The following is a 25,856-nucleotide window of genomic DNA, read 5'->3' on the forward strand; positions in this document are numbered from 1 at the left end:
GTTCTAATATTTTTTATTTAAAATATGGCTTATTTCTTTATAAGATTTCCTTGAAAGATTAATATGTGTGTGTAACCTATCACTACTTTTGTTGCCATACCTATCGAATGAACCATATTGGAATGACTTATTCGATAATATGCTTTCTTTCTATTACCAGAGCCAGCATTCATCACTCTAACCCGATAGGAGTGCTTTCCATCAAGTGATGTTAGTCTAAAAATTGGACACGGAGAACAGGGAGATTATAATAATGTAAATTAGCACACTATTTTAGAACCACTTTTTTCAAATTATTTTGGACTAAAATCGGAAATACCTCGCAAAATGTTTGCGAATTCTCTCCGATTTTGCACGCTTTTTCCGATTGTTTGCGCACTATTTCAGACGAGAATCGTAAAACCAAAAGGAGCCGTTCGGCCCCTTTCATTATGCCCCTGTTTCCTCCACCGCCATTCGAACAATTTCTTCGTCAATCACGTCTTTTTTTAGCTGGTAGCCGTATAAAAGGCAGGTAGTCGTTAACGTATTGATGACTCGTGGCCATCCTTGCGACTGTAGGGCAATTGCCTCTAGAGCCGCAGGGGTAAAAATCGAGTGTTTTACCCCTGCTTGCTTCATTCGCTGCTCAATGTACGCTGCCACTTCTTCTTTGGAGAGTGTCCCCATCCGATATCGCATGATGATTCGTTGCTGAAGCGGACGATGGTGATTCAAGCGCAGTCGTATCTGTAAGTGCGGCAGCCCTGCCAAAATCAACACGAACGGATTCGTTGAATCCATGTGAAAATTAAACAGAATGGCGATATCCTGCAAAAACGCATCTTTCGCTAGATGCATTTCATCAAGCAGAATCACAGGGGTGATTCGACGTTCATGATACATTCGTTCAATTCCTTGTTGAATTTGGTAAAACAAGTCCACCTTGCGGTATTTCGGCTCCTCGCCTAACCCTAAGGCTAGTCCTCGATAAAAATCCATCACACCACCCGTTGATAACGGGAAATACACCACGTGATACAACGAAGGATGTAACGATTCTTTGAACGTCCGAAGGGCGAACGTTTTCCCCACCCCCGGCTCTCCTGTCAGTAGACCGATTCCTTTCGTTCGTTTCACGTAATCCAATGCATGTAATGCCTCTTCGTAAGAAGACCCTCGATATGCTTCAGACGGACTTGTGTCTTTCGAAAACGGCTCTCGAGAAAGGGAGTAGAACGTTTTATACATCCGTTCCTTCCTCCTTTCCTAGTCCCGTAAATGGCGATCGATGGCGTTTCACGTGGGCATTATCGTGCAGACGCACCAGCGTCGCTTTCGCTGCTTCTTTGCCGTCTTCGTATACATACACCCCTTGCTCATCATACCGAATTTCCACTGATTGTCCGATAAACCGAGGTGGAACCTCATACAGCTGTTTGTTTAACGTAATCGTCCCATCGGCTTTCACTTTGCGAAACTCTCGCTTCAAAAAGACCGTATCCAGCCAAGTCGCATCCTCCACGAATGATACTACGTGCACTTGCGATTGAAACACTTCATGCGGCGTTTTTCCGTCTAACGACGCATGGGGCTTCCGGTGGTAGTCTTTTTCGAGCCACTTCCAGAAGCGTTCGTTCAGCTCTTGAAGCGACGTAGCCGGTTTCATCTCCAACAACGGGGAAAACCGAGTTTGCACCGTCTTAAAAAATCGCTCGATTTTCCCTTTGCTCTGTGGATCATATGGCTGCGTATGAATGAGCGTGATCCCTAATTCTGCGCAAGCATATTGTAGTGTCTCCGATCGATAAATTTTGCCGTTGTCCGAATAAATTCGTTTCGGCTTCCCGTACCGAAGCAGCGCTTCTTTGGTCACGATCCGCAACCCGTCAAATTTCTCGGAAGAGAAAAACTGAGCGTACGGTACGACCCGCGAACAGTCATCGATGTAGGCAATCAAAAATGTTTTTTGCGCTTTTCCATTCTCTCGTATCATTGGACCATGGGACAAATCCCCTTGCCATAACTCATTGACTCGATCGTACGCAAACCGTTTTCGTTCAGGAATCGGTAAAATTTCTTTCCCCACGAGGTTGTATTTTTTGCACAATCGATATATAGTAAAGTAAGATACAAGTTGTTTTTCGATTTCCCCCTGCTCAATAAGGTGTTGGTAAAACACCGTCACGGGCATGTGGGGAAGTTTTTTTCTTAGGGTTAAAATATGATCTTCGTCTTCAGGTGACAGCCTTCGGGAATGACCACGGTCTGACCGTCGTTTTGGCTTCAGCGCCTCAAAGCCCCCTTTTTTGTACTGCGTGCACCAATCTAGAATCGTCTTCGCTGCGATCCGTTTCTCTCCATAGTGCGGAACCCAATGCATGCGCGTTGACACCTCCTTCAGGTACGATGTCCGATCCACCTGCCCATTGACTAACGGTGCGATCAATCCATACCGAAATAGGGCGATTTCTTGTCTCACCGATTCGTCCATCAGGGTTTCCTCCTTCTTCGATTTTGCGGAAGAACCAACAGGTTCGTCCTGCCTTCATCATAACCCATCACTTTCCACTCGTCGACGCAAAAGGTTTGTGGAATCGATTGCTTTTGGAAATAGATCCAAAAAGAAACAAATTAGGCACCGAATCTATTCGCTAAAAAATGGGTAGATTGTTCATTCCACATCGCTTGGATGAGTTTTTCCAAACAGACCTCCTCCATTTTTTGAATCCACTCCTGTGCTTGAACGAGTGGTTCATCGGACAACCCAAGAATTCGCTTCCCTTTGGTTTGAAAAAACCAACGAAGCCACGGTAAGTTGGAGAGTAGTCGACGCATATAAAAATAGACTCCTTGTCGGGTAGGAAAGAACCTTGACGAACGTGTCCCCTTGTCTAAGAGAAACGAGAGGCGCTCGTTGATACATGGGAGGATCGTCCAAATCGTGTATTGGAAATAAGGGAAGAGAAACGTGGGAAGCACCGTAACCGTCTTTTGGCATATCGTGCATCGATAACGAGCAATCCAAATCCGATAGGCTTCTTGTCCCATTAATGCATTTCGTTCATAATAGCCGTGACGGTAAAGGGTTCGCTTGACTTGGCAATGTGGACAACGATGGATCGACGGAAAAGCATTCTGTTTTCCTAAGTCCGCATAGGTTTGCACATCGATTCCAAAGTCGTACAATCGAATCACGGTCTCGTTCTCCCCCTCCGAAACAATTTACTAAAAATTTAGCACACTCTTTCAGAAAAGGGGAGAAGAACATCCCGAAGGAATTTGCAAAAAAGAAGGCTTTTTATGCGGAGATAAAATGATAATTTACAATAATAAACTTAATTACAATAGGTTCGAGGTGTCCAATCATGAAAAAGAGAACATTTGATCAAGAATACAAGATTCAAGCTGTTGAGTTATGCTTGGAGGGGGACAAGTCCATCGCCCAAGTGGCAAAAGAACTGGGTTTGGCTTACAACACTCTTCATCGTTGGGTCAAAGAATATAAAGAAAGCAATGGAACAAGCTTTGTAGGTTCAGGCAACATCAAGCCACAAAATCAAGAAATCATCGAGTTACGCCGTCGCAATCAAGAGTTGGAGGAGGAATTAGCGATCCTAAAAAAGGCGTTAGGCATCTTCACCAGAAACCAGAAGTAATTTACGCATTCATTTTTCAACACCGTAATGAATTTCGCATGGTGAAGATGTGCCAAGTTTTCGGTGTTTCAAGAAGTGGGTATTACGACTGGCTCAAGCGTGCGAAAAGCAAACAGAAAGAACGAAAAGAACAACTCACTCAACAAATTCGAAATGAGTATCTAAAGTCCCGTAAGATTTACGGCAGTCCGAAAATTACGCAAGAACTACGCAAACAAGGGATTCGTGTGTCTCAAAAGACGGTCGCTCGCATCATGAGCGAAGAAGGCTTGAGATCCATTACCGTCCGTAAATTCAAAGCCACTACGAACAGTAACCATCCTTACAACGTATATGCCAATCTATTGAAACAGAACTTCCAAGCAACGGCTCCGAATGAAATATGGATGGCAGATATTACGTACATTCCTACCGACGAAGGCTGGTTGTATTTAGCGAGTATCATGGATTTATATACTCGTAAGATTGTAGGATGGTATATCGATACACGAATGACGAAAGAGTTAGTCATCAAAGCGTTACAACGGGCTCTAAACAGCGAAAAACCAACGGGACGAGTGATTCATCATTCGGATCGTGGGAGCCAATATGCTTCGAATGACTATCAGCAACTTTTACAGGAACATCATTTTCAAGTGAGCATGTCGAGACGTGGGAACTGTTACGACAATGCTTGTATGGAGTCGTTTCATAGCCTCATCAAGAAAGAGTGTATTTATCTGAATCGATTCCGCACGCGAAAAGAAGCGAAACAAGCCGTTTTTGAGTACATCGAATGCTTCTACAACCGCAAAAGAAGTCATTCAGCCCTTGGCTATGTATCGCCATGTGAATTTGAAGCTGCATATTACGCTAACCAGAGAAAAGTAGCTGCCTAAGTTCAGCTATTTCTCTCTGTTTAATGTGTCCGTTTTCTTGACATAACACCACAAGAATAGATACTTTCCATCCATTGCCCTTAGCTCTTTCCAAAGTACCTCCATGTTTTTTTGCAACTTTTTTCGCTAAACGATAAGTTCTTGAAAATTTACCTGCTTTATATGCTCTATACGCAATTTTGGCACCTTTAAACGCAGCACCACCAACCAGTCCTACGCCAACGGCAATCGCCGCCGCTTTCCAACCGCCTTTTTTAAAGGCTTTATACCCATCATACGCCGCAAATCCCGCATTGATGGCCATCCAAACAAAGTGCCCATCCGGATCGAGCAGCATCACCGGGTTGTTATTTGCGTACGTATAGCCGTTCTGCATCAAGATATCGTCCGAATCTCCTGGATCAGGGTCCATGGACAAGAACACGCCATGAGTTGGATGGTAGTATCGGGCGATCAGGTAGTATAGACCCGTTTCTTGGTCATATTGGTATCCCGCATAGCGGTATGGGTTTTCGTCGGCCAAGGAGCCGGATTGGGAAAGAATCTTGCCCCATGTATCGTATTGATAGCGCGCGGCAATGTTTCCTTGCGCATCTGTTAAAGAAATGACATCGCCTGCGCGTTGTAGTGGTAGAAGTAGGTGGGTAAGCGTAAAATAATCCCCACCTTTTAATGATAGGGATTAAATACTATTATTGTGATAAATTATTAAAAACCCGACAATTCAAAGGAATTGTTTTGGACCAAGGAAGTAGTTGATCAAGCTCATCCATATTGCTTATATCCATATTGGGAAGCCTTTCAAATAAGTAGCGAAGATAATAAAATGGATTTAATTTATTCTCTTTTGCTGTCTCCACAATACTGTAAATGATTGAGCTGACCTTAGCTCCTTTCGGAGTATTGCTAAAAATCCAGTTCTTCCTTCCGATCACAAATGGTTTAATGGATCGTTCACTTCGATTATTATCGATTTCTAAACGTCCATCCTCTAAAAATGCCACGAGTTTTTCCCATTGGTTGAGGCAGTATGTAATGGCTTGACCTAATAGACTCTTTGGTAAAACATTGCTTTTCTCTGTTTTTAGCCATGCTGAAAAAGCCTCCAACAATGGTTGGCTGTGTTTAAGTCGTTTTTTATATCGTTCTTCTGGTGTACATTCTTTCAAATCACGCTCGATGGCAAATAGCTGATTACAGAAATTGAGTCCTTCCCGAGCTGTGACTGCTGAATGACGTTTGGATTCAGGAAGTACGTTTAAAGCCTCATCGAACTTTCTGCGGGCATGAGCCCAACATCCAACTAATGTTACGCCGGATACCTTATGGTATCCTGCATATCCATCGACATGCAGGTATCCTTTAAACCCTTTTAGGAATTCTTTGGCATGTTCTCCTGCTCTAGTTTCCTGATAGTCATAAAGGACAAGTGGTGGATCCTCTCTTCCAGTCCGATAAAGCCACATGTAAGATTTCGATGTACTTGACCTTCCAGGTTCATGTAAAACCTGAACAGTTGTTTCATCCGCATGTAGAATGTCTTTAGAGAGGAGATGCTCTTTCATTCGTTGATAAATTGGCGCAAGCCATTTTTCGGCACCATAAAGCATCCAATTGGCCATGGTTTGCCTGGATAAGATCACACCTAATCGTTTGAACTGTTGTTCTTGGCGATATAGAGGTAGCCCCTCTACATATTTTTGATTCATAATATATGCCATGCTTGACGGTGAAGCTAAACTTTTTGGATACACAGATTTTGGGGCAGGTGCTGTAACGATTGGTGTCTCTATTTCATTACGCTCACAATGACGGCATCCATAGACATATCGAACGTGTTTTAAAACTTTGACTTGAGCCGGAATAATCACTAATTCTTGTCGTACTTCTGTGCTCATTTCGTGTGTTTTTTCACCGCAACACGAACAGACCTGCTCTTCTTCGGGTAAACGATATTCAATCGTTTCCATAGGCAGGTTTTCAAACGTAGCTTGACGTTGACCACGTTTCTTTTTACGACGATATGTAATTGTTTCAACAGTTGGCTCTTCGGCTTTTACATTAGACTCTACCTCTGCTTCATTGAATAAAGGTAGTTCTAATTGATTAGGATTTGTTTTTTCGCTTGAAGAGCCAAATTTTCGTTTTTGACTAAGACGATACTGTTCTTCATACCATCGTAATTTCGCCGTCAATTCAACGATTTGCTGTTGAAGTTTTTCAATTAATTCAAATGGGTTTTGGGTAGGATTCTTTAAATTTTTCATCATGTAGTAATAATTCGACGGTTTTAGCTATTTTCCTCCAAGGTTTTTGTTAAAAGTAAAAAATTCATATAACTGTTCTAGCCTTTACTTCTGGGTGTGCTTTCTTTTGCTCCATTGCAAGACCATCCAATAACCAGCGTAATTGCCGATAACTAATTTGTATCGTTCCAGTGTCATTTTCATTTGGCCATTGAAATTTTCCTTTTTCCAATCGACGATAATAAAGCCAAAAACCATTATAGTCCCAGTGAAGAATTTTTAATTTATCTCGCTTTCGATTACAGAACACAAAATAGCTTGATGAAAAGGGATCTAAATCAAATCCCTCTTTCACCAAAGCAGCTAATCCATCAATGGATTTTCTCAAATCAGTACTTCCTTTTGCCAAGTAAACTCGTTCAGCTCTTGTACCAGCTAACATGTTGATTTCAACGTCCTAACCACTTCTGAAAGAAAGGCCGGATCGAAACCAGGTTTTACTTCAATTGAAATCCCACTAATTTCAATCCGTAATGAATTTTCAACTGTTTGTGAATGATCTTCTAGGGTAACGGATGCCCATTTTGTAGACTTTCCTTGATTTTTTATTGGATTTTCAATTTTTCTTAACCAGTATTTAAACTGGTGAATACTCCATTGATTTTCCTTGCACCAGTTTACTTGAGTTTGACCGCTTTTACGATAGTCAGCGATTCGTTGTTCCCAAACCTTTTGTAATTCAGTATTCTTAGGCATAAAAAAAACCCCCTTCAATTTCATCTTGAGGAGATTATCTCATGAAATTAGCACATCAAGAAGGTGTGCAAGATTTGACGCTTACATTTAAGAGAAACTCCTGCTTCTAACGGAAGGATCTTATCTTTCTCCAACAAACATTTTACTCATACAGAGCGAAGATGCATATGAATGCTAATTTAATAAATGTACAATTTTGATTCTCGCATGAATACTGAACTTGAGGGAAAAGAGGATGCATGTGAAATGAACAATCACAAAAGAGATGAAGAGACCAAAACACTTTTTCTTCTTTTGCTCTTCCTCTTTGGCCACAGTGATCATTTTGTGTGTCTCCATGGATTCCTTTAGAAACCGCGTGAGAAGTTCATCCCTTTCCTTTATGTATTTCTGTTGTTGATCTAACCTCATCATGAGTACTTTAGCAGATCGTTTTGTTTGGCACCATCACTTTTAACGTTTGTATATTATCGTTATAACGATCTAATTCCCGTTTTGTCTTCATTTCGCAAACTGCTACGTTTGATTGTCGAACACATGCCATTACTGCTTCTGCCGCTTGTTTCTGGTGATATTAGGTCAATAAAGTAGACACAAAAATTTATAAATTTTTTTCGCAGCTACCGCGCTATCGCTTGGTGGCCTTTTAAAAATAATTACGACGTTGTCCTAATTATTTTTAAAGGTAAATTTTCGGGTCTAACTATTCTATTAATATGCTCATTAAGCTCCCTTTTTGTCGTACATACGTTCGTATTCAGATGGTGAAAAATACTCTGTTGCGGAGTGAATACGTTTATTATTGTAAAATATTTCTATATACTCAAATATGCTCTTTTTTGCTTCTTCCCTTGTTTTATAACGAGTCTGATAGATTAGTTCTTTTTTTATTATCCCATGAAATGATTCAATACAAGCGTTGTCATAACAATTTCCTTTGCGGCTCATGCTACATTTCATTCCGTATTCCATTAGCTTAGCTTGATAGTCATTTGAAGCATATTGACTCCCTCGATCAGAATGATGGAGGATAGAACCCTGTGGTTGTTGACGCTGATAGGCTTGCTTTAAAGCACTTAACACTAGCTCCTTTTTCATTGAACAGTCTATATGCCAGCCGACTATTTTCCTTGAATACAAATCCATCATACTAGCTAGATAAAGCCAACCTTCATCCGTTGGAATGTATGTGATATCAGCTACCCATACTTCATTTGGTTTCGTAACAGTAAAATGTTGGTTTAAGACATTTTCGTGGACCGGATGGTTATGTTTTGAGTTAGTAGTTGCCTTATGCTTTTTCACGGTACGAGACTTCATTCCCTCTTCATTCATTATGCGGGAAACCGTCTTCTGTGAAACCTTAATTCCTCCATGATTAAGCTTTTTGGTAACCTTGGGACTCCCATACAGTTGGCGGGATTCGATATACACACGACGCACTTCCTGCGTCAATTCTTCTCGACGCTCTTGTCTAGCACTTTTGGGACGATCACGCCATTTATAATAACCGCTTCGAGAAACTTTCAATACTTCGCACATCTTCTCCAATCGGTAATCGAAGCGATGTTTATGGATAAATGAATATTTTACCGATGGTCTTTCGCGAAGAAGTGCATCGCCTTTTTTAAGATGGAGTTTTCCTCCTCCAGATCCCGAATACGTTTCTTCAGTTCACGAACTTCGTGGTCTTCGGATCGAAACGTTTGGGTTTCTGATATTTCAGGTTCTTGCTTATATTTTTTCATCCAGCCGTGAAGAGTATTTTCGTTAATTTTGAGCTCACGAGCCACTTGTGCAACGGATTTCGCTTCCTCCAAAATATAACGAACAGTTTGACGCTTAAAGTCTTCCTCGTACCGCCTTTGTTTTTTTGTCATGTAGACACCTCATTTTTCTCTATTATTACTATAATAATCTGTGTCTACTTTTTAGTCTAACATCACTGGCGTCATATCGCTGCTCTGTTTTATCTCCATAAAACGCTTCAAGAGAATATAATGTCTTTTCTAAATAGCCTCGCTCCCACCCGCGTCTTGCTTGGAGAATGAGAGCATACTTTCTTAAAGCAGATTCCTTCATTCTTAACTAGGTACACACGTCTCTCGGTTCAATCAATATTAGTCCTTCGTCTATATCACTAGTCAAAACACCGATACATTCTGTTATAACACTGTTATATAATCATTCTATTGATGTTTCGGCATACCCTGCAAACGACAAAATAATGGGAATGTATAGCGGAAAAAATATTGAAGCTTTAACAAACTTTAAGATCATGACGTGATACAATCATGAGTGTGACGGTATAAAACAAAGGGAAAGGGAGAAGAAGATGGAATCAGATGCAGTAAAACAGGAGCGATGATTAGTTTAAAAAAAGCTGACAAAAAAGCTAAACTAGACAAATGGTATCCCAATAAGATCACATTAGCTAATGAATGGATTGAGAATGAGCAAACGCAAATGAAACGACTGATCGTTCAAGGGGCCATTTTCACTTGTGAACTCGGGGAAAATATCGGCACAGAGCAAAACGGAGAACGACCGGTGTTTGTCCTTTCTAATAACAGAATTAACTGTACAACCGTAATGTTAAGATAGCTCTGCTGACTACAAAGTTAAAAACCAAAATTATAACAGATCGGAAAGGAAAAACAAAGGTATCGCCAAAACTTGCGACACATTATTTTCTCAAAAAGGAAGTCTATCCGTTTTTAACGCAGACTTCCGCCGTAAAGGTGGAAGAATTAACAACAATCAACAAAGTAAGGCTAAAGCAACATATCGGCAATATAAACAAGGTTGATTTAAATAGATTATGAACCGTGTAAAATGGGTATTTATCTGTAACGTATTGACAGTGTATTGATCATGTATTGACATTTCCCAAGGTTTTTTCTATACTTAAAATACAAAATAAGTTGTCTGTCTCGTCACAGACCTGGATTCGTTTGTGTTTTCCAACGGAGAGGAGCCTAAATGGCTCCTCTCCTTGCATAATATCAGCAAAAAGCTCATAACTTAATGATAAGTTGCCTGCCGCGTCGCAGGCCATTTCACCCCGTCAGCGGGGGATTCATGTTTTTTTGCCCCAGTACTTAGGTGCTGGGGTTTAATGTATTTATTGGAGAAGATTTCTCTCGAAGAAAATCTACATAAAGGTCTGCGATGTTGAATGATTCCGCATCAAAGCGGCTGAATGACTTGTGTAATTCAACATAATTAATGTACGTGTTCACTTACAAGGGGTAGAAAAGAGCATCCGTTGATTTTGCTGCCAGCTGCCTAATAAATAGAAAAAGGTATTTTTGCCCAGCAGATCAACAAACAAGAACAATACGAAGGGCAATAAGTTAAAATTTCTTTGTTATATACAAGAAAGACTTCTAACATCATTCGTTTTTCCGTTTTCTTTCCTGTTAAGGTAAGCGATATCATCCGCACAATTTGAAATCATCGAACGTTTACTCTCAAATTTGATTCATCACTTCCAGTTTTTGTTCATAATCAGTTTTTCAAATATTTCTATTCAAACGATTAAAGAATAGAAGCCGTCAATACACATCTTCTAAAGCCCCTCCAAGTGAATCTCCTGCTTCTCAACGTGTGAAGCATCTGTTCAATTTCTTTATACCTTCCTATGGTATAATGAAGTAAGTTTTTTGATCATGAAAGGAGACGAAATGAATTTTGCAGACAAACCATGATTTATTTTCCATAGAAGATGTCGAGCAATTTATTAATAGTCATCATTTGGCATTTTTATATATATCCAAAACAAATTGCAGTGTTTGTCATGCTTTGCTGCCAAAGGTGGAAAAAGTGCTGGCTGAGTTTCCAAAGATTCAAATGGGCTTTATCAACGCGGATGATATTCCGAACATAGCTGGTCACTTATCCATATTTACCGCACCTGTTTTAATTTTATATGTCGATGGAAAAGAGGTTTTGCGAGAAGCGCGGTTTGTTCATGTTGAGCAGTTTAAGGAGAAAGTGAAGAAAATTTAATTTTTTAGCGGAGCAATCGTAACTTGTTTGCGGGTGAAGGCACCTTTTGGCTGAGATTTTCCACAGAGACGGAATGCTAACTAATGTATTCCATGAGCGGAGTCTTCTACACATAGGGGCTTCTAATAAGTCGATTTTCCGGCTTATAGACGCCCCTTTAATATTTTAGAAACGTTGATATATCAATGCTTATGATGTTTCATTTTCAGTGGATTTTGACTTTCTGGACAGCCCAAAAAATATTCTTGTTCTAAAAGGGAATGAGCCTGCTTAAAGTTAGACTGGATCATCAAACGAAAGCAAACTTGCCAACGCCGCAAGCAAAATCCTCCAATGATGAAAATGAAGTCTGGAATAAAAAGAAACGTTTAGTTATTTCATTTATGAAAAATCTAAATGTTTTGCCAACCGTAAAATCTATCTTGATGGCGGTTGAAATAACGGAATGCATGCGCGGTACATTCCGTTTCTTTTCTTCATTTTATGTTGAATTTAACTTAAAATCAGACACAGATGCTTCCGAAGGTCTGAGAAACTTGAGTAGAAGCTACTTCAAACAAGTCCGCTACTTAGAGAAAGTCCTCCCCCATAATCATCTGAACAAAAAACTGCAGCTTAACAATTAAACATTCACATTAAGTTTCAAAATTACTTCAACTATAGTGCTTGTTCGTTATTTCGCTGCTTCTAACAATAGATCCACAATATGAACAGCTTTTACATCCTTTAATCCTTCTCTTTCAATTCCTAGCTTCATTTGCATGAAACATCCTGGATTAGCTGTTACTATTGTAGTAGCACTGGTTTTTTTCATTTTTTCCATTTTCTGATCTAAAATTTCCATGGATGTTTTCGGTTCGACAATGTTATAAATGCCTGCAGAGCCACAGCAGCTATCGGCATTTTCCATTTCTGTAAATGTTACTCCTTTAATTGAACGAAGCAATTCTCTAGGAGCTTTTGACGTTTTCATGACGTTTCTCAGGTGACAGGAATCTTGATATGTGACGACTTGTTCAGGAAGTGAAAGGCGAAATTGTTTGTGAAAATCAAGCTCATATAAAATGGACGTAATGTCTTTTATTTTTGCAACAAATTTTTCAGCGCGCTCTGACCATTGCGGATCATCTTTTAATAAGTGATCATATTCAATCAAGAAAGCGCCGCAGCCACCTGCGTTTGTTATAATATAATCTACTTCGTTTTTTCCAAACGCTTCAATATTTTGTTTTGCTAATTCTTTCGCTAGTTCTTTTTCTCCGCTATGACCGTGCAAAGCTCCACAGCATGCTTGTGTTTTAGGAATAACAATTTCACACCCGGCTTTTTGCAATAATTGAATGGTTGCATGATTTGTTTCGAGAAACAACGTGTCCATTAAACATCCGGAAAAGAAAGCAACAGTTGCTTTTTTCTCTCCTTTTGGCGGGAAATATTCAGATCGCTGTTTCAGTGTCTTTCTCTCAGGAACATCAGGCAATATTTTTTCCATTTCCCGGAGATGATCTGGAAACAGTTTCATAAATCCTATTTTACGTGCCGCTTTTTGAAGTCCAGATTTTTGATAAAATCCAACTAAGCTAGTTATGTTGATTAAATTACTTTTTTTAGGAAATAGTTGTTTAAAAACCACATTTCGAACTGCCCGCACAGGTAAAGAATGCTTTTTATTTTGGTTAATTATGTCTCTTGCTTCTTCTAATAAATGTCCATAATTCACACCTGATGGACAAACCGGCTCACACGCACGACATCCTAAACACAAGTTTAAAGACTTTTCAAATTCATCATCCGGTTGAAGGACCCCATCATAAACTGCCTTCATTAAGGCAATTCTTCCTCTTGGTGATTGGCTTTCTTTATATCCAGACACAATGTAAGTTGGGCAAGATGGCAAACAAAAACCGCATCTCATACAATTTAACAGCTCATCTTCGTCCATGCGTTCCTTGAAATCTCTTTGGATATTTTGCTTTTCTGATTCTGTCATCATTTTGAGATCACCACTCGTTTTCGTGTATCCTTTGCAAATAATTTCCCAGGATTCATAATATTGTTTGGATCCAATGCAGCTTTGATCGACTTCATCACATCGATGCCAGATTTCCCTAGCTTCCATTCTAAATAAGGCGCTTTCATGGCTCCTACTCCATGTTCTCCAGTAATTGTTCCTCCCAGTTCAATGGCCTTTGCAAATATTTCAGCAAAAGCTTTTTCCACCCGTTCCATCTCATCTTTCTTCCGAATATCTGTCGTGCAGGTAGGATGAAGGTTTCCGTCTCCCGCATGACCAAACGTGCATATTTTTACGTTATGTTTTGCGGCTATTTCATTAATGGCTTTGACCATTTTGGCAATTTCTGATCTTGGAACAGTCGCATCTTCTAAAATGGTAGTTGGTGCCAGTCTGGCTAATGCGGACAAAGCGGTGCGTCTCGCTGTTCGTAAAGCTTCAGCTTCTTCTTCTGACTGGGCAATTTGTACAGATACGGCATTTTCACTCCTGCATATTTCTTCCATGACCTTCATATCTTTACTCACATTTTCAGGCGTTCCATCTTGTTCAATCAGTAATACGGCTTGCACGTCTGTTGGCAGTCCGATTTGTGAATAGTCCTCCACTACTTTTAGCGTCGGCTGATCTAAAAACTCTAAAGTTGCCGGAATTACTTTATTGGCAATAATTTTCGATACGGAACGCGCAGCAGCTTCTAAATCTTGAAATAAAGCAAGCATTGTCTTTTTTGATTCAGGCAGTGGGATCAGCTTTAATGTCGCTTCTGTAATCACTCCTAACGTTCCTTCAGAACCTATAAATAAGCGCGTTAAATCATACCCTGCCACATCTTTCGCTAGCTTTCCTCCTGTTCGAACAATTTCCCCATTAGGAAGAACCGCCTCTAGCCCTAGCACATAATCACGAGTTACTCCATATTTCAGTCCTCTTAATCCTCCAGAATTTTCGTTAATATTTCCCCCAATTGTAGATATTTTCATTGAGCTTGGGTCTGGTGGATAAAACAAACCTTTTTGTTCCACCGCATGGATTAAATCAAGTGTGATAACTCCCGGTTGACATGTGACGGTTAAGTTTTCCTCATCGATCTCTAAAATTTTGTTCATATGTTTAAATAGAAGAACGATTCCTCCTTCAACAGGACAAGTGCCGGCGCATAAGTTCGTACCAGAGCCCCGCGGAACAATCGGTATTTTATTTTCATTACATAATTGCAATATTTTAGATACTTCCTCTGTATTTCTAGGCGAAACGACCGCATCCGGAATCGATTGAAAATTTGGAGTCGCATCATACGAATATACTAACCTTTCAACTTCCGAATCTTCAAAATTTTCTTCTCCTACAATATTTATGAATTCCCTCTTTATATCAGGAGCAATCATTCAAACCCCTCACTTTTATTCTTTTCGTTTTATTATAAAGAATGAGAGTCATATTATCTATGTATGATGATATAATTAACATACCAAAAATGCCTTTTTTATTGTCTTTTTAACCAAAAGGGTGGTGATACGAGTTGCAATTATCCCCAAAGCTGGCTGCTAAAATTATTTCAGAGGTTCAGGACGTAGTCAAAGAGGATATCATATTAGTTGATATTAATGGGATCATCATATCCTCCACTGATGAGAGTCGGATCGGCTCTTTTCATGAAGGAGCTACGATTGTTATTAAGTCCAAACAAAAGCTTTACATTGATCAAATCAAAGCACAAGTGCTGAAAGGAGTCAAAGCAGGAATCAATATGCCCATTATGTTTCATAAGAAGGTAATTGGAGTGATCGGAATAACTGGCGAACCGAAACAAGTGGAGCCTTATGCGGACTTAATTAGAAGAATGACAGAGCTCATTATACAAGAAGCATATTATACTGAAAGAAACGAATGGGAAATAAGAGGAATAGAATCGTATCTTTATGAATGGATCAATGCTTCGTCTGTGGATAAAGATTTTTTAGAGCGCGGGTTTATGTTAGGCATTCCTGTGTATGACACTCATGTTTGCACACTCATGGAATTGGAGATACACACATTAAATAATTACGATATTCATCGAATTCAAAAAGAAATCATAGAATTGTTTTATTCTATCTTCGGGAAAGAAAAACATTTTATTGTTCGATGGGGGCAAGAGCGCTTTTTAGTATTAAAAAAGATGGATGCTTCTTATAAACAAAATTATTTTTACAGTCAGTTAAACGATTTAAAAAAAAGATTCGAAAACAGATACAAAAGCACTTTAGCTATTGGCATAGGAAAAACAGCTTGCAAACACATGATCAATAAATCTTTTAAAGAAGCACAAAAAGCATTAAAGGTAGCGCGAAAAAATAAAGGCATCGTATTTTATGAGGATCTTATATTAGAAATCATCTTGGAAGATATCCCATCAGAGATGCAAAAGGATTTTTTGAAGCGAACCATTCATATGATGGAAAAAGATCAAATTCTAATCGAAACGTTACAACACTATATGAACAATAATCAATCGATCAAAAGAACGGCAGAGGAAATGAATATCCATATTAATACACTGCACTACCGTTTAAATAAAATCGAAGAGCTGACAGGAATTAACCCTAAAACAACAGAAGGAATTGTCATATTTTATATATCGTTACTGTTATTAAATTCTTTAAACCGTTAAGTCCGTATAATTTGATCGAAACGGGAGTGAATGAAAAAAGACAATCGGCAATGTTGTTCGGGGAGACGACCGGCAGGAAAACTTTGGGATTGCTGCCATACGCCAAGTATTTAAGTCCATAGTGTCTTTCAATGGGCAATTTCCTTTTAGACAAGTAATTAAGAACTGCTCTAAATGTGGAGAACGTCTGGACACATGTTTGACATTCCAATGATTTTCTCTAACTGTCTCATTTGAACGTCACTCAAAATCATCCTCATTGGATTTCCTCCGCTTACATCTTGGATTCGATGATAAACGTATTTTTCCTGATGAAACAAAAATCCCGAATATCGAACTTTTTTCAAGTATCCGATATTCGGGTTGCATTTTCAAATACATCAGCCCTTTTATGTTTTAAACAGCAGACTTTTCTCTTACATTCAACAATTTAAAGAATTCTCTCATGAATCCCGGTAAATCCGGCCAAGCGTGGCCCGATACAATGTTCCCATCCACATGAAGCATTTTTTCCACATAAGTAGCGCCTGCTGCTTCCACTTCTGGTCTACAAGCAGTGTAAGCTGTCATCTCTCTTCCTTTGATATATTCTCTTACAGTTGTTAAGACTAATTGTCCATGACAGATCACCCCAAGAGGTTTATTTTCTTTTAAAAAGTGAGCAGCAATTTCCTGAACCTTTGGATTCATACGAATATATTCAGGCGCACGCCCTCCTGGGATAATTAATCCATCATAGTCGGCAGGATTAATCTCATCTACTGATGCATGAGATTCGATTTTATATGCCCATTTTTCTGTAAAAGTCTCCATTTCAGGAAGGAAATCATGGACAACCGTCTGGAGCTTCTTTTTAACAGGTGAGGCAATTGTACAATTAATATTTTCTTCAATACAACGATAATAAGGATAAAACACTTCTAATGCTTCAGCAGCATCGCCAGTAATAATAAGAACATTTTTACTCATCTTACATCACCTTTCCTTTTATTATGAAATTATTTGTACGCTGTAAAAATTATGAATCATTTTGCCAAACTGCCTTCATAAGCAGCAGACAAATTATATCGTGCCTCCAACAATCCCCGGCAATAATGCGCATTAAACTCCATGCTCAACCTTGTCAGCTTGGCGCCTTTCAAGTAATCTGAAAACTCTTCTTCAGTCAATGGTTTCCCTTCTGGAGTTGTTATGGCAAATGTACTTGAGTGATGGAATACTTTTTTCTTCTCCAAATATTTTTCTCTTAACAGCCTCCCTTCTTCGGGCAGGGACAGTTCATTCAGTTCTTGTAGAGATAAAGACGTAATTTCTTCCTTTGACATTCCTATTTTTAGTAGATATTTCATCAGTTTCTCTTGCCTTGCATAGTAGGCTTTTATATCAAAAGTTTTGCGTAATTCTTCAAGATCTCCGTCAGATACATTATGGAAGACTTCGCGAAACGATTTTCCTGCTGATGCTCCGTGATTAATTTCATCGGATGCACAATGATCGAGTAAATGAACTTGAACCGTTTTTACCCATTCAATCTCAGATACATATTTCCTTATATCTTCAGCCATGATGTAGGCAAAGTTAGGAGAGCACCAATAAGTTGGAAGGCGAAAGACTACTTTAACATGATTATCCTTCACTAGGACTTGATCGATAAATCCCAACTCTGTTAACGGCTGATCCAGTTCAGGATCATACACTTTTTCAAGCATGCTATATACTTGCTTTTCTTTATCCATTACCTCGCTTTCACCTCCCTTTTAAGTTTTTTCATCAACTATTCTCTATTCGTCACGCTATCCGTTTGGATAATTGACAATTTTTTAATTTTTCTTTTTGTTTTTCGATATCAATGTTATATAATCTCGCTGCATTTCCTGCTAAAATCTTTTTCTTCACTTCCAAATCAAATGTAACTCCAGTCTCTTCTTGTATATCCTCTGGAAGCTCAAATTCAAGAAACTTTTCAATGATCCATTTCGGTTCCCATATAGCATAGTCACTTCCAAAAATGATTCGGTCTTCATCAAGCCAATACAACAATTCACTTATAATGTGAGCAAAATAACGAGGTCGATCATGAATTAAAGCAATGGCAACTGCCAAACCTGCATAGACATTTTTCTCTTGTGTAGCAATCCAGCAAAAATCTTCTAATCTTGGAAGCCCTACATGTTCGACAATAAAGTTCAGTTCAGGGAAACAGCTTGCTGCATCATCAACATCTGCTACGTCAAATGCATCCCGATTTAAAGGAGTGATCGTCGGTCCCTTATGAATGTGTATGTTTCTTATCCCCAGTTCTTGACATTTTTCAAGATATCTTTTTGACCAATCATCAGATAGTTTATAGCCCTTTGAATTACCATACCAATCAGCTGTATATAACTTGACCCCTTGCCAGTTGTATTTTTCTTTGTTTTCTTCTAATTTTTCTAAGCCTCGTTCGCCATGCCGGGGATCTAATGTTCCATTGCAAATAAAACGATTAGGGTACTTTTTTGAAAGCTCCTCATTTGCATCAAAATTACCAAAGCCATTTTTATAAAACTCTTTTAGAAAAACTGGCTGAAAAATCGCCATATCCACATATCCTTCCATAAACACGTCATTCACAAGTTTTTCTGGAGAATACTTTACAAACTCATCTTTCGGCCACCAATATTCTTTCGGACTTAGATTTTTGTGATAATCATAAAAACAACTAATAAATTGTTCTCCATGGATATTCAATTGATTCTCCTTGCTTCCATCCCATAAGGCAATGTGTGCATCAATAATAAAAATTTCTTCACCATTAGATGCTTTAATCAATTTCATTCCCCCTCACATGAGATTAATTAAATAATTGAAAACGCTATCATTTTTCGCGAATATTCATTGATGTTTATCAGGTAATAATACTTTATTTTCTTTTTATTCAGAAAATTTTAATCAAATTATACTTGGTTCATCCTCAATTTGATATATACACTTAAACAAAAAAACAACCATTTCTCCAGCAATTTTTTGGGTGATTAAACAAATTTTTTTTATAATCAAAAACAGACAGCGAAACAGCGTTTAAATCTAATGCACCAAATCCTTATCCTGTGAACGATGGCGTAATAAATCTCATCTCCTTCGGCCATTGCATAAACATGACCCAATACGGTCACGCTCTAAAATTCCGAAATTTTTAATTCCTAGTCGTTTTAATAATATCCCCATTCCAATCCCGACAGGACCCGCTCCTACGATTAGAATAAAAGGGTTCATCTCTTTTCCACTCCTTGAAAATAGTAAAAACTATACCATCTAAAACGGAATTTGTGAATGGATAATTTTTTTCCATTTTATAAAAGCATTGTGCACATTGATTTCAAGCTTCCAGAAATTGTTCATGATGTGTATTGTACGATTGTTTTGTAGAAGACCTTTCTCTGAAGTATTTTTTGGCAGCTATGGATGGATTGCACCAACCGTTCTGCTTTTGTGTATATCGTTTAATATTCGGCTTGCGGAATTCTAAATCAATACTCCCACAGTTTATTTTGCATTTACGAAAAAAATATGTTTAAATATTATATAAATCGTAATGATTACGATTTATATAAATTGGTTTTCAATTTTCTCGAACCAATCTGAGGTCAAAGAAAAACTTTAATTGTTGAAAGGAAGATGACAATGGATAAAAAAATACCTGTGACCGTTTTAAGCGGCTACTTAGGAGCAGGGAAAACTACCATTCTGAATCATATTTTACAAAATCGCCAAGGGCTCAAGGTAGCCGTTATTGTGAACGATATGAGCGAGGTCAATATTGATGCTGAATTAGTCAAACAAGGCGGAGAGCTTTCAAGAACTGAGGAGAAGCTAGTCGAACTGTCAAACGGATGTATTTGCTGTACGTTAAGGGAAGATCTATTAATCGAAGTAGAAAGGCTCGCTAAACAAGGAAATATCGATTATATCATTATTGAATCGACTGGAATTAGTGAGCCAATCCCAGTTGCTCAGACTTTTTCATATATTGATGAAGAACTAGGAATCGATCTGACGCGCTTTTGTCGATTGGATACGATGGTGACGGTTGTAGATGCCAATCGATTCTGGAAGGATTACCAGTCAGGTGATCGGCTATTAGATAGAAAGCAAGCGTTAAGTGAAGACGATACTCGTGAAATCGCAGACCTTCTTATTGACCAAATTGAATTTTGCGATGTGCTCATCTTGAATAAGTGTGACTTGGTGTCTGAAGAAGAATTGGCAAAGCTGGAAAAGGTATTAAAAACATTGCAGCCAAAAGCGAAACTTATTCGTACTGTCAAAGGTGAGATTGATCCTCGAGAGATTTTAAACACTGGACTATTCAATTTTGAGGAAGCAAGCTCTTCAGCTGGATGGATAAAGGAGTTAGAGCAAGGGCATGATCAGCATACACCGGAAACTGAAGAATATGGAATTTCTTCCTTTGTTTATTCAAGACGTTTGCCTTTCCATTCCGAGCGCTTTTACAATTGGCTTCACTCCATGCCCGAAAATATTGTAAGGGCAAAGGGAATTGCATGGTGCGCAACTAGAAATAACCTTGCCCTTTTGATGTCACAGGCAGGACCTTCTGTTAGTATTGAACCGATCTCTTATTGGGTCGCTTCTTTACCGAAAGAAGAGCAGCAGCAAATTTTAAAGGAAAACCCTCATTTGCTGGACGAGTGGGATGATCAGTTCGGAGATCGGCAAACAGAATTAGTATTTATTGGAATAGATTTACGCCCTGAAGAAATTATAAAGGAATTGGATAAATGTTTACTAACCGACGCTGAGTTTGATCAAGACTGGTCTACTCTTCCAGATCCATTCCCTTGGAATTTACAAAAAGTGTAACTGGAGGAAGGAAAGAAGGAATGATTTTATCTGGAAAAACTATTCTTGAGAAAATACAACATAAAGAATTGGTCATTGATCCCTTAACAAAAGAGCAAATTCAACCTGCTTCAGTAGATTTGCGCCTTGGAAATCATTTTCTTGTGATGGATGAGCACGCCAATGCTCATCTATCATTAGAGGCGAAAGCGAAATATAAAGAAGTAGTGGCTGAAAACGAGAAAATTGTCATTCCCCCCTTCTCTTTCTTGCTTGCTACTACTATAGAAACCATCGAGCTGCCGGAAAATCTTACTGCTTTCGTAGAAGGAAGAAGCTCGATCGGCCGCTTAGGGCTATTTATTCAAAATGCCGGTTGGGTTGACCCGGGATTTAAAGGACAAATCACGTTGGAACTGTTTAACGCGAATCGCCTACCGATTGAATTAACGATAGGAAGAAGAATTTGTCAGATTATCATTTCTAAAGTTGATCAAGAAGCAAAACCATACAGCGGAAAATATCTATTTCAAAAAGGAGCGACAGAAAGCCGAATTTTTCAAGACGATGATGTCACGCAATAATGAGGAATTTTCAATAATAAATGATATGACAGGAAGGACGAACATTGGCTAAAAAATCAAAAATAGCGAAAGAAAGAAAAAGACAAGAATTCGTTGTTAAATATGATGAGCTAAGACGAGAGCTAAAGGAGAAAGGGGACTATGAAGCTCTTCAAAAGCTCCCCCCTATCCGTCTAAAAAATCGTTGTGAAATTACCGGAAGGCCAAGAGGTTATCTCCGTAAATTTAAGCTGTCGCATATTGCATTCTGTGGGTTAGCCTACAAAGGACAAATTCCAGGCATCAAATAAGCAAGCTGGCAGCTAATTTTCAAGAATTTGAGTCAAAAATATTTCACCAATGTCTAATAGTCTGAGGAAATAAGAGCGAGCGCAAGCAAAATTGAGCTCTTTATTTCCTTATGCTTTTTTATAAATAAAAATTGGAGTTGATTTTCATAAAGAACTTTTTTGTTGGTGAGATCAAATTTATTCTGAACATATACAATATAATACATAAATGGTAATAAGGCATCTTGCAAGAAAGAAATAGCTTAAGGGCTTGCAACCAATTTGTTTTAGTCTTCTCCAAAATTTTGGCCAACAAAACAATTTCATAATAAATATATTTTGTTTTTGCCTAGACAACAATTGCTTGACCGAGTTTCTTTTTCTTTATTTATTATTTTTTGATGCCCATTTGAGAGATTTTTCAACCATCTCATTGACAAACGATTCTTTCCCCTTTTGATATTGATGAGTATGATCTGGAAACTGTTTTGCTAATTTCATTTTTAATTCACCATATTTTTTAGCTTCATCTGGATTTTTTATCATGTATTCTTTAAAAAGCAAATGTTTTTCAATATTTTCGTGGCCAATTTGATAAATATGTACATGGTGTGTTCGGTTATCTTGTCCTTTTGGGAAGTATCTTCTACCAGATATCCCATTTTCCCCTCTCGGTTCATATCCCAATTCCTTCATTTTTTCATTGTATAAATCAACCTTTTCAATATCTTTAACAACAATCAAAATATCGATAATTGGTTTTGCGTAGCCGATTGTCGGAATAGACGTGCTTCCTATATGGAATATATCAACGATTTCATCTTTAAAAATAGCTTTAAGTATTTTCGCTTCTTTCTTATACGATTTTTCCCACTCTTCTGTCCACGGAAGTATTATCGTTTTTCTCATATGTCACCCTCTAGATCAATTAGATTTACTTTTTATAATTGAACATAAACATGATAAAGGGGAACCAATTCATCTCGCCTCGCGACAGCACAAATTATGTAAAACTTCTCCTCTTCCATGAGAGCTTGACAACATTTCTGCAGTTTAAAAAAGATTGGTGATCCTCATTATTTTTAACTTTTTTTGCAGTCCCCTTGAAGAAAAAAATAGCGGCTCACGAAATTTTTCTGCTTCCTCCACTCTCTTCTAAGTATAAACCTCTTCCGCATCAAATTGAATATTGTAAATCTTTATGCTTTATTTGGACTTAAACTTAGTTCCCTTTTTGACCATTTGAGCTGCGAAATTTTTGTATTGTTGCTTCTGCTGAAGTATTTTGTGCTGATGAAATGTATAACAGCGCATGAGAAGTTAAACTCATAACAGCTGAAGGAGCGCGATTAGTAGAGATTTGAAAACGGAGAAGTTACATTCAAAACCATTAGGACAAGCATATATAGCGATTGATGAGTTAATCACGAATGGTTTTAAGAAACGGCCTTTCCCCGGTTGAATTCCGAGAAAAGACCGCAGCTTATTACACACTTTTTTCACAGTCTTCTTAACAGGGAGACGTGCACTTAATATACTCTTTTTTCACTGTCTACTTGACAGAGACATGGGAACAAAAGGCTCTCTTTTTTTAGCCTACCATTCTTCAACAAACTTCGGAACGTGCCAGACATCGAACCCTTTAGTCAGTTAATATTCTTCATAAACGTACGGTTGGTCTGGTACCTCGATCATTTCTATAGCGGGTTGTTCAATGACTGGAATGGTTGATTGATGATACGTTGTTTTATGAATGGTACCTGTTACTTTAATCCAAGTGTCATCCTTCAGCTTCGCAACATTTTCTCCCTCCACCAGCATGCCGTAAACACTCGCATCGGCGATACAACATGTAACACCAAAACGAGCCACAACGAGTTGGTTCGAACGAAAATCTCGTTCGCGAAAAACAAAGCCCGTAATTTCGACTTTTTTTCCAATTAATTGTTCGACATTTTCGCTAATCATATTAATGGTAGAAATATATTTTTCATCTGTCACAACAATTTTATCCGTTCCGATTAAATCGTTTTTCAACTGCTCATTTTCCTTTTCTGTACTTTGCACAGCCGAATTGTCCTCTTGCAAAATCTCATTTACTCGCTCGTCTACCTTTTTCATATAACCTTCTGGATCACGCAAATATTCCTCTACTAAATCTTTCTCTTCCGTTTGAACCTGCGAATTGGAACTCTCCGCTAATGGCTGTGCACCGAATTGAACGCCTCGTTTCGAAGCGACAGAACTGTCCAACACATGATTGGACAGCATTAATCCGATCATTACTGGCAGCAAAAAGAGCGAATAAATAAACACCGTACTAGCAGGCGTCTTCGGCATATGATGTTCTCCATCGCAATGACAATGACTCTCCGACGTATTCATGCCGCTCCGCAATATTTGCATTCCTCCTAATATAAGCAGCACAAATAGCGCAAAATATATAAATGGATGCATTTTCGGCGATACATAATTCGCTAATTGAGAAGTCAATAAAAGCTTAAAAAACAATAGTGCATATCCTGCTAATATAATTCCTCGAATGAACATATGAAAAGAACGCATAGTCTCCCTCCCCTATAAAATGTTTAAAGATTGCAGAAGAATGATACTGCCATAAATGACAACCGTTACTACGAAAATGAATACAGCTACAAATTTCGGTTTAAAATAGGCAAACAGCATAAACGTATTTTTTAAGTCAATCATCGGACCGTAAACAAGGAAAGCAACAAGAGAACCGATCGTAAACGTTGAACCGAACGAAGCTGCGACAAACGCATCCGCTTCAGAACATAATGAGAGAATGTACGCTAATCCCATCATGACTGCAGGTGCTACAGTCTGATCTCCCCCGATTTCCAGCAGCGTCGTTCGATCAAAACCCGCTTGAAAAGCACTTGCAACAAGCGCACCAACAATTAAATAGCGCCCCACATCGAAAAACTCATCACTGGCGTGCAAAAGTGTTTCAAGCCAGCGATTTTTTGCATGATGATGATGTTCATGCACGTGATGCTGTTTTTTTAATGGTAAGCTAGTGCGAAAAAAGAAATAAATGATTGCACCGATAACGATCGATGCGACAAACGCTAGTCCCATTCGGGCATAAACGACATCCATATTTGTTTGAAAAGCGTAATATGTAGAGGCAAACACAACCGGATTTAAAATAGGTGCCGTCACCATGATAACGACGCCTAAATGTAGCGGCATTCCCTTTAAAACAAGTCTTCGCACGACCGGAACAATCGCACATTCGCAAATAGGTAAAAATGCGCCAACAATTGCGGCAGGAACGAGAGCGAGAATCGGGTGCTTTGGAATGAAGCGTTTGAGCGTATCCTCTGAAACAAATGTTTGAATGAGCGCTGATGCAAATACACCAAGTAAAATAAATGGAATGGCCTCTAAAATAATGCTTAAAAACAACGTACTTACATTTAAAACTTCTTTTGGAATGAAACTCGGATCAATAAGACGATCCCCGAATAAAAACAGCAATAAAATCCCGCCAAATAAGGCCGTACCGGCAACATCTTTTCCAATCTGTTTCCCTGCATTTTCCATCGTTCATTCTCCTAACATTGTTATTAATAAAACAGAATGATTCTTATTTTCTATATGCCTGTTTATCTTTTAACATACCAATTAGCAGTTGTCAAAGAGAAAAAAATAGCCCTTACCAAACTATGTTTAATAAAGGCAATTTGCAATTAAAGAAAATGCAACAAACTTTTGTCAAATTTTTCTACACATTTTTGTAAACACTATTACTCCTTGAGTTTCCCGACTGCTCATAAATATCTGTTTACCCTTCTGAAACGACGAACTTTGTTGTTTTACTTGAGCTCATCATTCACCAGAAAACTATCCGTCTTGCAAACCGGACACTGCAAAAGAGATGGTGTTTAAAAGATTGCGAAACAGTAATTCATAAACATGAACAAGAACTTTCTTGATTA

At 38.5% G+C, this 25,856-nt stretch carries 25 protein-coding genes and 3 pseudogenes; 9 read left to right on the forward strand and 19 right to left on the reverse strand.

The features are described 5' to 3' along the window. Nucleotides 1-429: 429 nt before the first annotated feature. The 4 genes and pseudogenes from ACVIJU_RS15285 to ACVIJU_RS15300 form a co-directional block, all read right to left on the reverse strand. A complete protein-coding gene (locus tag ACVIJU_RS15285; RefSeq protein WP_063389145.1) occupies nt 430-1,230 on the reverse strand; it encodes an ExeA family protein in 801 nt (266 codons plus the stop codon). Beyond that, nucleotides 1,223-2,473, reverse strand: a complete 1,251-nt coding sequence (locus tag ACVIJU_RS15290) for an IS481 family transposase (protein WP_066252198.1) — start codon at nt 2,471-2,473, stop codon at nt 1,223-1,225. Before ACVIJU_RS15290 ends, ACVIJU_RS15285 begins: the two co-directional genes overlap by 8 nt. Before the next feature lie 140 nt (nt 2,474-2,613). Beyond that, nucleotides 2,614-2,817, reverse strand: coding sequence for a hypothetical protein (locus ACVIJU_RS15295; protein WP_235600483.1), 204 nt, complete (start codon nt 2,815-2,817; stop codon nt 2,614-2,616). A gap of 87 nt (nt 2,818-2,904) precedes the next feature. Continuing rightward, nucleotides 2,905-3,177, reverse strand: a pseudogene (locus ACVIJU_RS15300) (DUF6431 domain-containing protein); the annotation flags it as partial. A gap of 170 nt (nt 3,178-3,347) precedes the next feature. Here ACVIJU_RS15300 and ACVIJU_RS15305 point away from each other — a divergent pair. Continuing rightward, nucleotides 3,348-4,516, forward strand: a protein-coding gene (locus ACVIJU_RS15305) for an IS3 family transposase (protein WP_456687731.1) whose coding sequence is annotated in 2 segments (ribosomal slippage) — nt 3,348-3,615 and nt 3,615-4,516 — 1,170 coding nt in all. Because the reading frame shifts where the segments join, the coding sequence is not laid out codon by codon here. Here the strand turns inward: ACVIJU_RS15305 and ACVIJU_RS15310 are convergent. The 6 genes and pseudogenes from ACVIJU_RS15310 to ACVIJU_RS15335 all read right to left on the reverse strand — a co-directional run. After that, nucleotides 4,491-5,158 (reverse strand): annotated as a pseudogene (locus tag ACVIJU_RS15310) (RHS repeat domain-containing protein); the annotation flags it as partial. The gene ACVIJU_RS15305 and the pseudogene ACVIJU_RS15310 overlap by 26 nt on opposite strands. A gap of 50 nt (nt 5,159-5,208) precedes the next feature. Next, entirely contained in the window at nt 5,209-6,786 is a 1,578-nt protein-coding gene (tnpC, locus tag ACVIJU_RS15315) for an IS66 family transposase (protein ID WP_327864003.1), read from the reverse strand. Nucleotides 6,787-6,847: 61 nt separating this feature from the next. Beyond that, nucleotides 6,848-7,204 carry an IS66 family insertion sequence element accessory protein TnpB gene (gene tnpB, locus ACVIJU_RS15320; RefSeq protein ID WP_157727923.1) on the reverse strand — a complete coding sequence of 119 codons (357 nt, stop codon included), beginning with the start codon at nt 7,202-7,204 and terminating at the stop codon, nt 6,848-6,850. Beyond that, nucleotides 7,198-7,518, reverse strand: a complete 321-nt coding sequence (gene tnpA, locus ACVIJU_RS15325) for an IS66 family insertion sequence element accessory protein TnpA (RefSeq protein WP_327864002.1) — start codon at nt 7,516-7,518, stop codon at nt 7,198-7,200. The genes tnpB and tnpA overlap by 7 nt, the downstream gene beginning before the upstream one ends. Before the next feature lie 421 nt (nt 7,519-7,939). After that, nucleotides 7,940-8,062: a hypothetical protein gene (locus tag ACVIJU_RS15330; protein ID WP_261308773.1), complete on the reverse strand. Its 123-nt coding sequence runs from the start codon at nt 8,060-8,062 to the stop codon at nt 7,940-7,942. A 179-nt stretch (nt 8,063-8,241) separates the two neighbouring features. Beyond that, nucleotides 8,242-9,398, reverse strand: a protein-coding gene (locus ACVIJU_RS15335; protein WP_445659443.1) for an IS3 family transposase whose coding sequence is annotated in 2 segments (ribosomal slippage) — nt 8,242-9,137 and nt 9,137-9,398 — 1,158 coding nt in all. Because the reading frame shifts where the segments join, the coding sequence is not laid out codon by codon here. A 484-nt stretch (nt 9,399-9,882) separates the two neighbouring features. On the opposite strand from ACVIJU_RS15335, the gene ACVIJU_RS15340 reads away from it, so the two are divergent. The 4 genes from ACVIJU_RS15340 to ACVIJU_RS15355 all read left to right on the forward strand — a co-directional run bounded on the left by ACVIJU_RS15340 (nt 9,883) and on the right by ACVIJU_RS15355 (nt 12,155). Continuing rightward, the gene (locus ACVIJU_RS15340) at nt 9,883-10,122 is read left to right on the forward strand and encodes a type II toxin-antitoxin system PemK/MazF family toxin (RefSeq protein WP_268753444.1); all 240 of its coding nucleotides are present in this window, start codon (nt 9,883-9,885) and stop codon (nt 10,120-10,122) included. Between the two features lie 32 nt (nt 10,123-10,154). After that, nucleotides 10,155-10,343, forward strand: a complete 189-nt coding sequence (locus tag ACVIJU_RS15345) for a type II toxin-antitoxin system PemK/MazF family toxin (RefSeq protein ID WP_268753445.1) — start codon at nt 10,155-10,157, stop codon at nt 10,341-10,343. Between the two features lie 868 nt (nt 10,344-11,211). Next, nucleotides 11,212-11,529, forward strand: coding sequence for a thioredoxin family protein (locus ACVIJU_RS15350; RefSeq protein ID WP_456687732.1), 318 nt, complete (start codon nt 11,212-11,214; stop codon nt 11,527-11,529). Between the two features lie 260 nt (nt 11,530-11,789). Next, nucleotides 11,790-12,155, forward strand: a complete 366-nt coding sequence (locus tag ACVIJU_RS15355) for a hypothetical protein (protein ID WP_063386436.1) — start codon at nt 11,790-11,792, stop codon at nt 12,153-12,155. Between the two features lie 47 nt (nt 12,156-12,202). Here ACVIJU_RS15355 and ACVIJU_RS15360 read toward each other — a convergent pair whose 3' ends face one another. Further along, the gene (locus ACVIJU_RS15360; protein ID WP_063386467.1) at nt 12,203-13,519 is read right to left on the reverse strand and encodes a (Fe-S)-binding protein; all 1,317 of its coding nucleotides are present in this window, start codon (nt 13,517-13,519) and stop codon (nt 12,203-12,205) included. After that, nucleotides 13,519-14,931 carry a glycolate oxidase subunit GlcD gene (glcD, locus tag ACVIJU_RS15365; protein ID WP_063386437.1) on the reverse strand — a complete coding sequence of 471 codons (1,413 nt, stop codon included), beginning with the start codon at nt 14,929-14,931 and terminating at the stop codon, nt 13,519-13,521. Before glcD ends, ACVIJU_RS15360 begins: the two co-directional genes overlap by 1 nt. A 134-nt stretch (nt 14,932-15,065) precedes the next feature. Between glcD and ACVIJU_RS15370 the strand changes: the two genes are divergently transcribed. Then, a complete protein-coding gene (locus ACVIJU_RS15370) occupies nt 15,066-16,196 on the forward strand; it encodes a CdaR family transcriptional regulator (RefSeq protein WP_066249907.1) in 1,131 nt (376 codons plus the stop codon). Between the two features lie 396 nt (nt 16,197-16,592). Here the strand turns inward: ACVIJU_RS15370 and ACVIJU_RS15375 are convergent, their stop codons facing one another. From ACVIJU_RS15375 to ACVIJU_RS15390, 4 genes and pseudogenes are all read right to left on the reverse strand, one after another. Next, nucleotides 16,593-17,165, reverse strand: coding sequence for a DJ-1/PfpI family protein (locus ACVIJU_RS15375; protein ID WP_063386439.1), 573 nt, complete (start codon nt 17,163-17,165; stop codon nt 16,593-16,595). A gap of 56 nt (nt 17,166-17,221) precedes the next feature. Further along, nucleotides 17,222-17,932: an iron-sulfur cluster assembly protein gene (locus ACVIJU_RS15380; RefSeq protein WP_117017476.1), complete on the reverse strand. Its 711-nt coding sequence runs from the start codon at nt 17,930-17,932 to the stop codon at nt 17,222-17,224. Nucleotides 17,933-17,984: 52 nt separating this feature from the next. Continuing rightward, entirely contained in the window at nt 17,985-19,013 is a 1,029-nt protein-coding gene (locus ACVIJU_RS15385) for an amidohydrolase family protein (protein ID WP_456687733.1), read from the reverse strand. A 268-nt stretch (nt 19,014-19,281) separates the two neighbouring features. After that, nucleotides 19,282-19,451 (reverse strand): annotated as a pseudogene (locus tag ACVIJU_RS15390) (NAD(P)-binding domain-containing protein); the annotation flags it as partial. A 408-nt stretch (nt 19,452-19,859) separates the two neighbouring features. Here ACVIJU_RS15390 and ACVIJU_RS15395 point away from each other — a divergent pair. The 3 genes from ACVIJU_RS15395 to rpsN are packed head-to-tail and all read left to right on the forward strand — an operon-like array spanning nt 19,860 to nt 21,912. Continuing rightward, nucleotides 19,860-21,059 (forward strand): GTP-binding protein, encoded by a 1,200-nt coding sequence (locus ACVIJU_RS15395; protein ID WP_117017475.1) that lies wholly within the window; start codon nt 19,860-19,862, stop codon nt 21,057-21,059. 20 nt (nt 21,060-21,079) lie between these two features. Next, on the forward strand, nt 21,080-21,622 hold the full coding sequence (dcd, locus tag ACVIJU_RS15400; RefSeq protein WP_094245416.1) for a dCTP deaminase: 543 nt from the start codon (nt 21,080-21,082) through the stop codon (nt 21,620-21,622). A gap of 44 nt (nt 21,623-21,666) precedes the next feature. Then, nucleotides 21,667-21,912, forward strand: a complete 246-nt coding sequence (rpsN, locus tag ACVIJU_RS15405; protein ID WP_456687734.1) for a 30S ribosomal protein S14 — start codon at nt 21,667-21,669, stop codon at nt 21,910-21,912. 363 nt (nt 21,913-22,275) lie between these two features. Here rpsN and ACVIJU_RS15410 read toward each other — a convergent pair whose 3' ends face one another. From ACVIJU_RS15410 to ACVIJU_RS15420, 3 genes are all read right to left on the reverse strand, one after another. After that, a complete protein-coding gene (locus ACVIJU_RS15410) occupies nt 22,276-22,800 on the reverse strand; it encodes a GrpB family protein (protein WP_339212351.1) in 525 nt (174 codons plus the stop codon). A 741-nt stretch (nt 22,801-23,541) separates the two neighbouring features. Continuing rightward, nucleotides 23,542-24,456, reverse strand: a complete 915-nt coding sequence (locus ACVIJU_RS15415; protein ID WP_066249890.1) for a TIGR03943 family putative permease subunit — start codon at nt 24,454-24,456, stop codon at nt 23,542-23,544. A 12-nt stretch (nt 24,457-24,468) separates the two neighbouring features. Then, the gene (locus ACVIJU_RS15420) at nt 24,469-25,461 is read right to left on the reverse strand and encodes a permease (RefSeq protein ID WP_456687735.1); all 993 of its coding nucleotides are present in this window, start codon (nt 25,459-25,461) and stop codon (nt 24,469-24,471) included. Nucleotides 25,462-25,856 lie beyond the last annotated feature (395 nt).

The sequence above is a fragment of the Aeribacillus sp. SP014 genome, assembly GCF_054055575.1.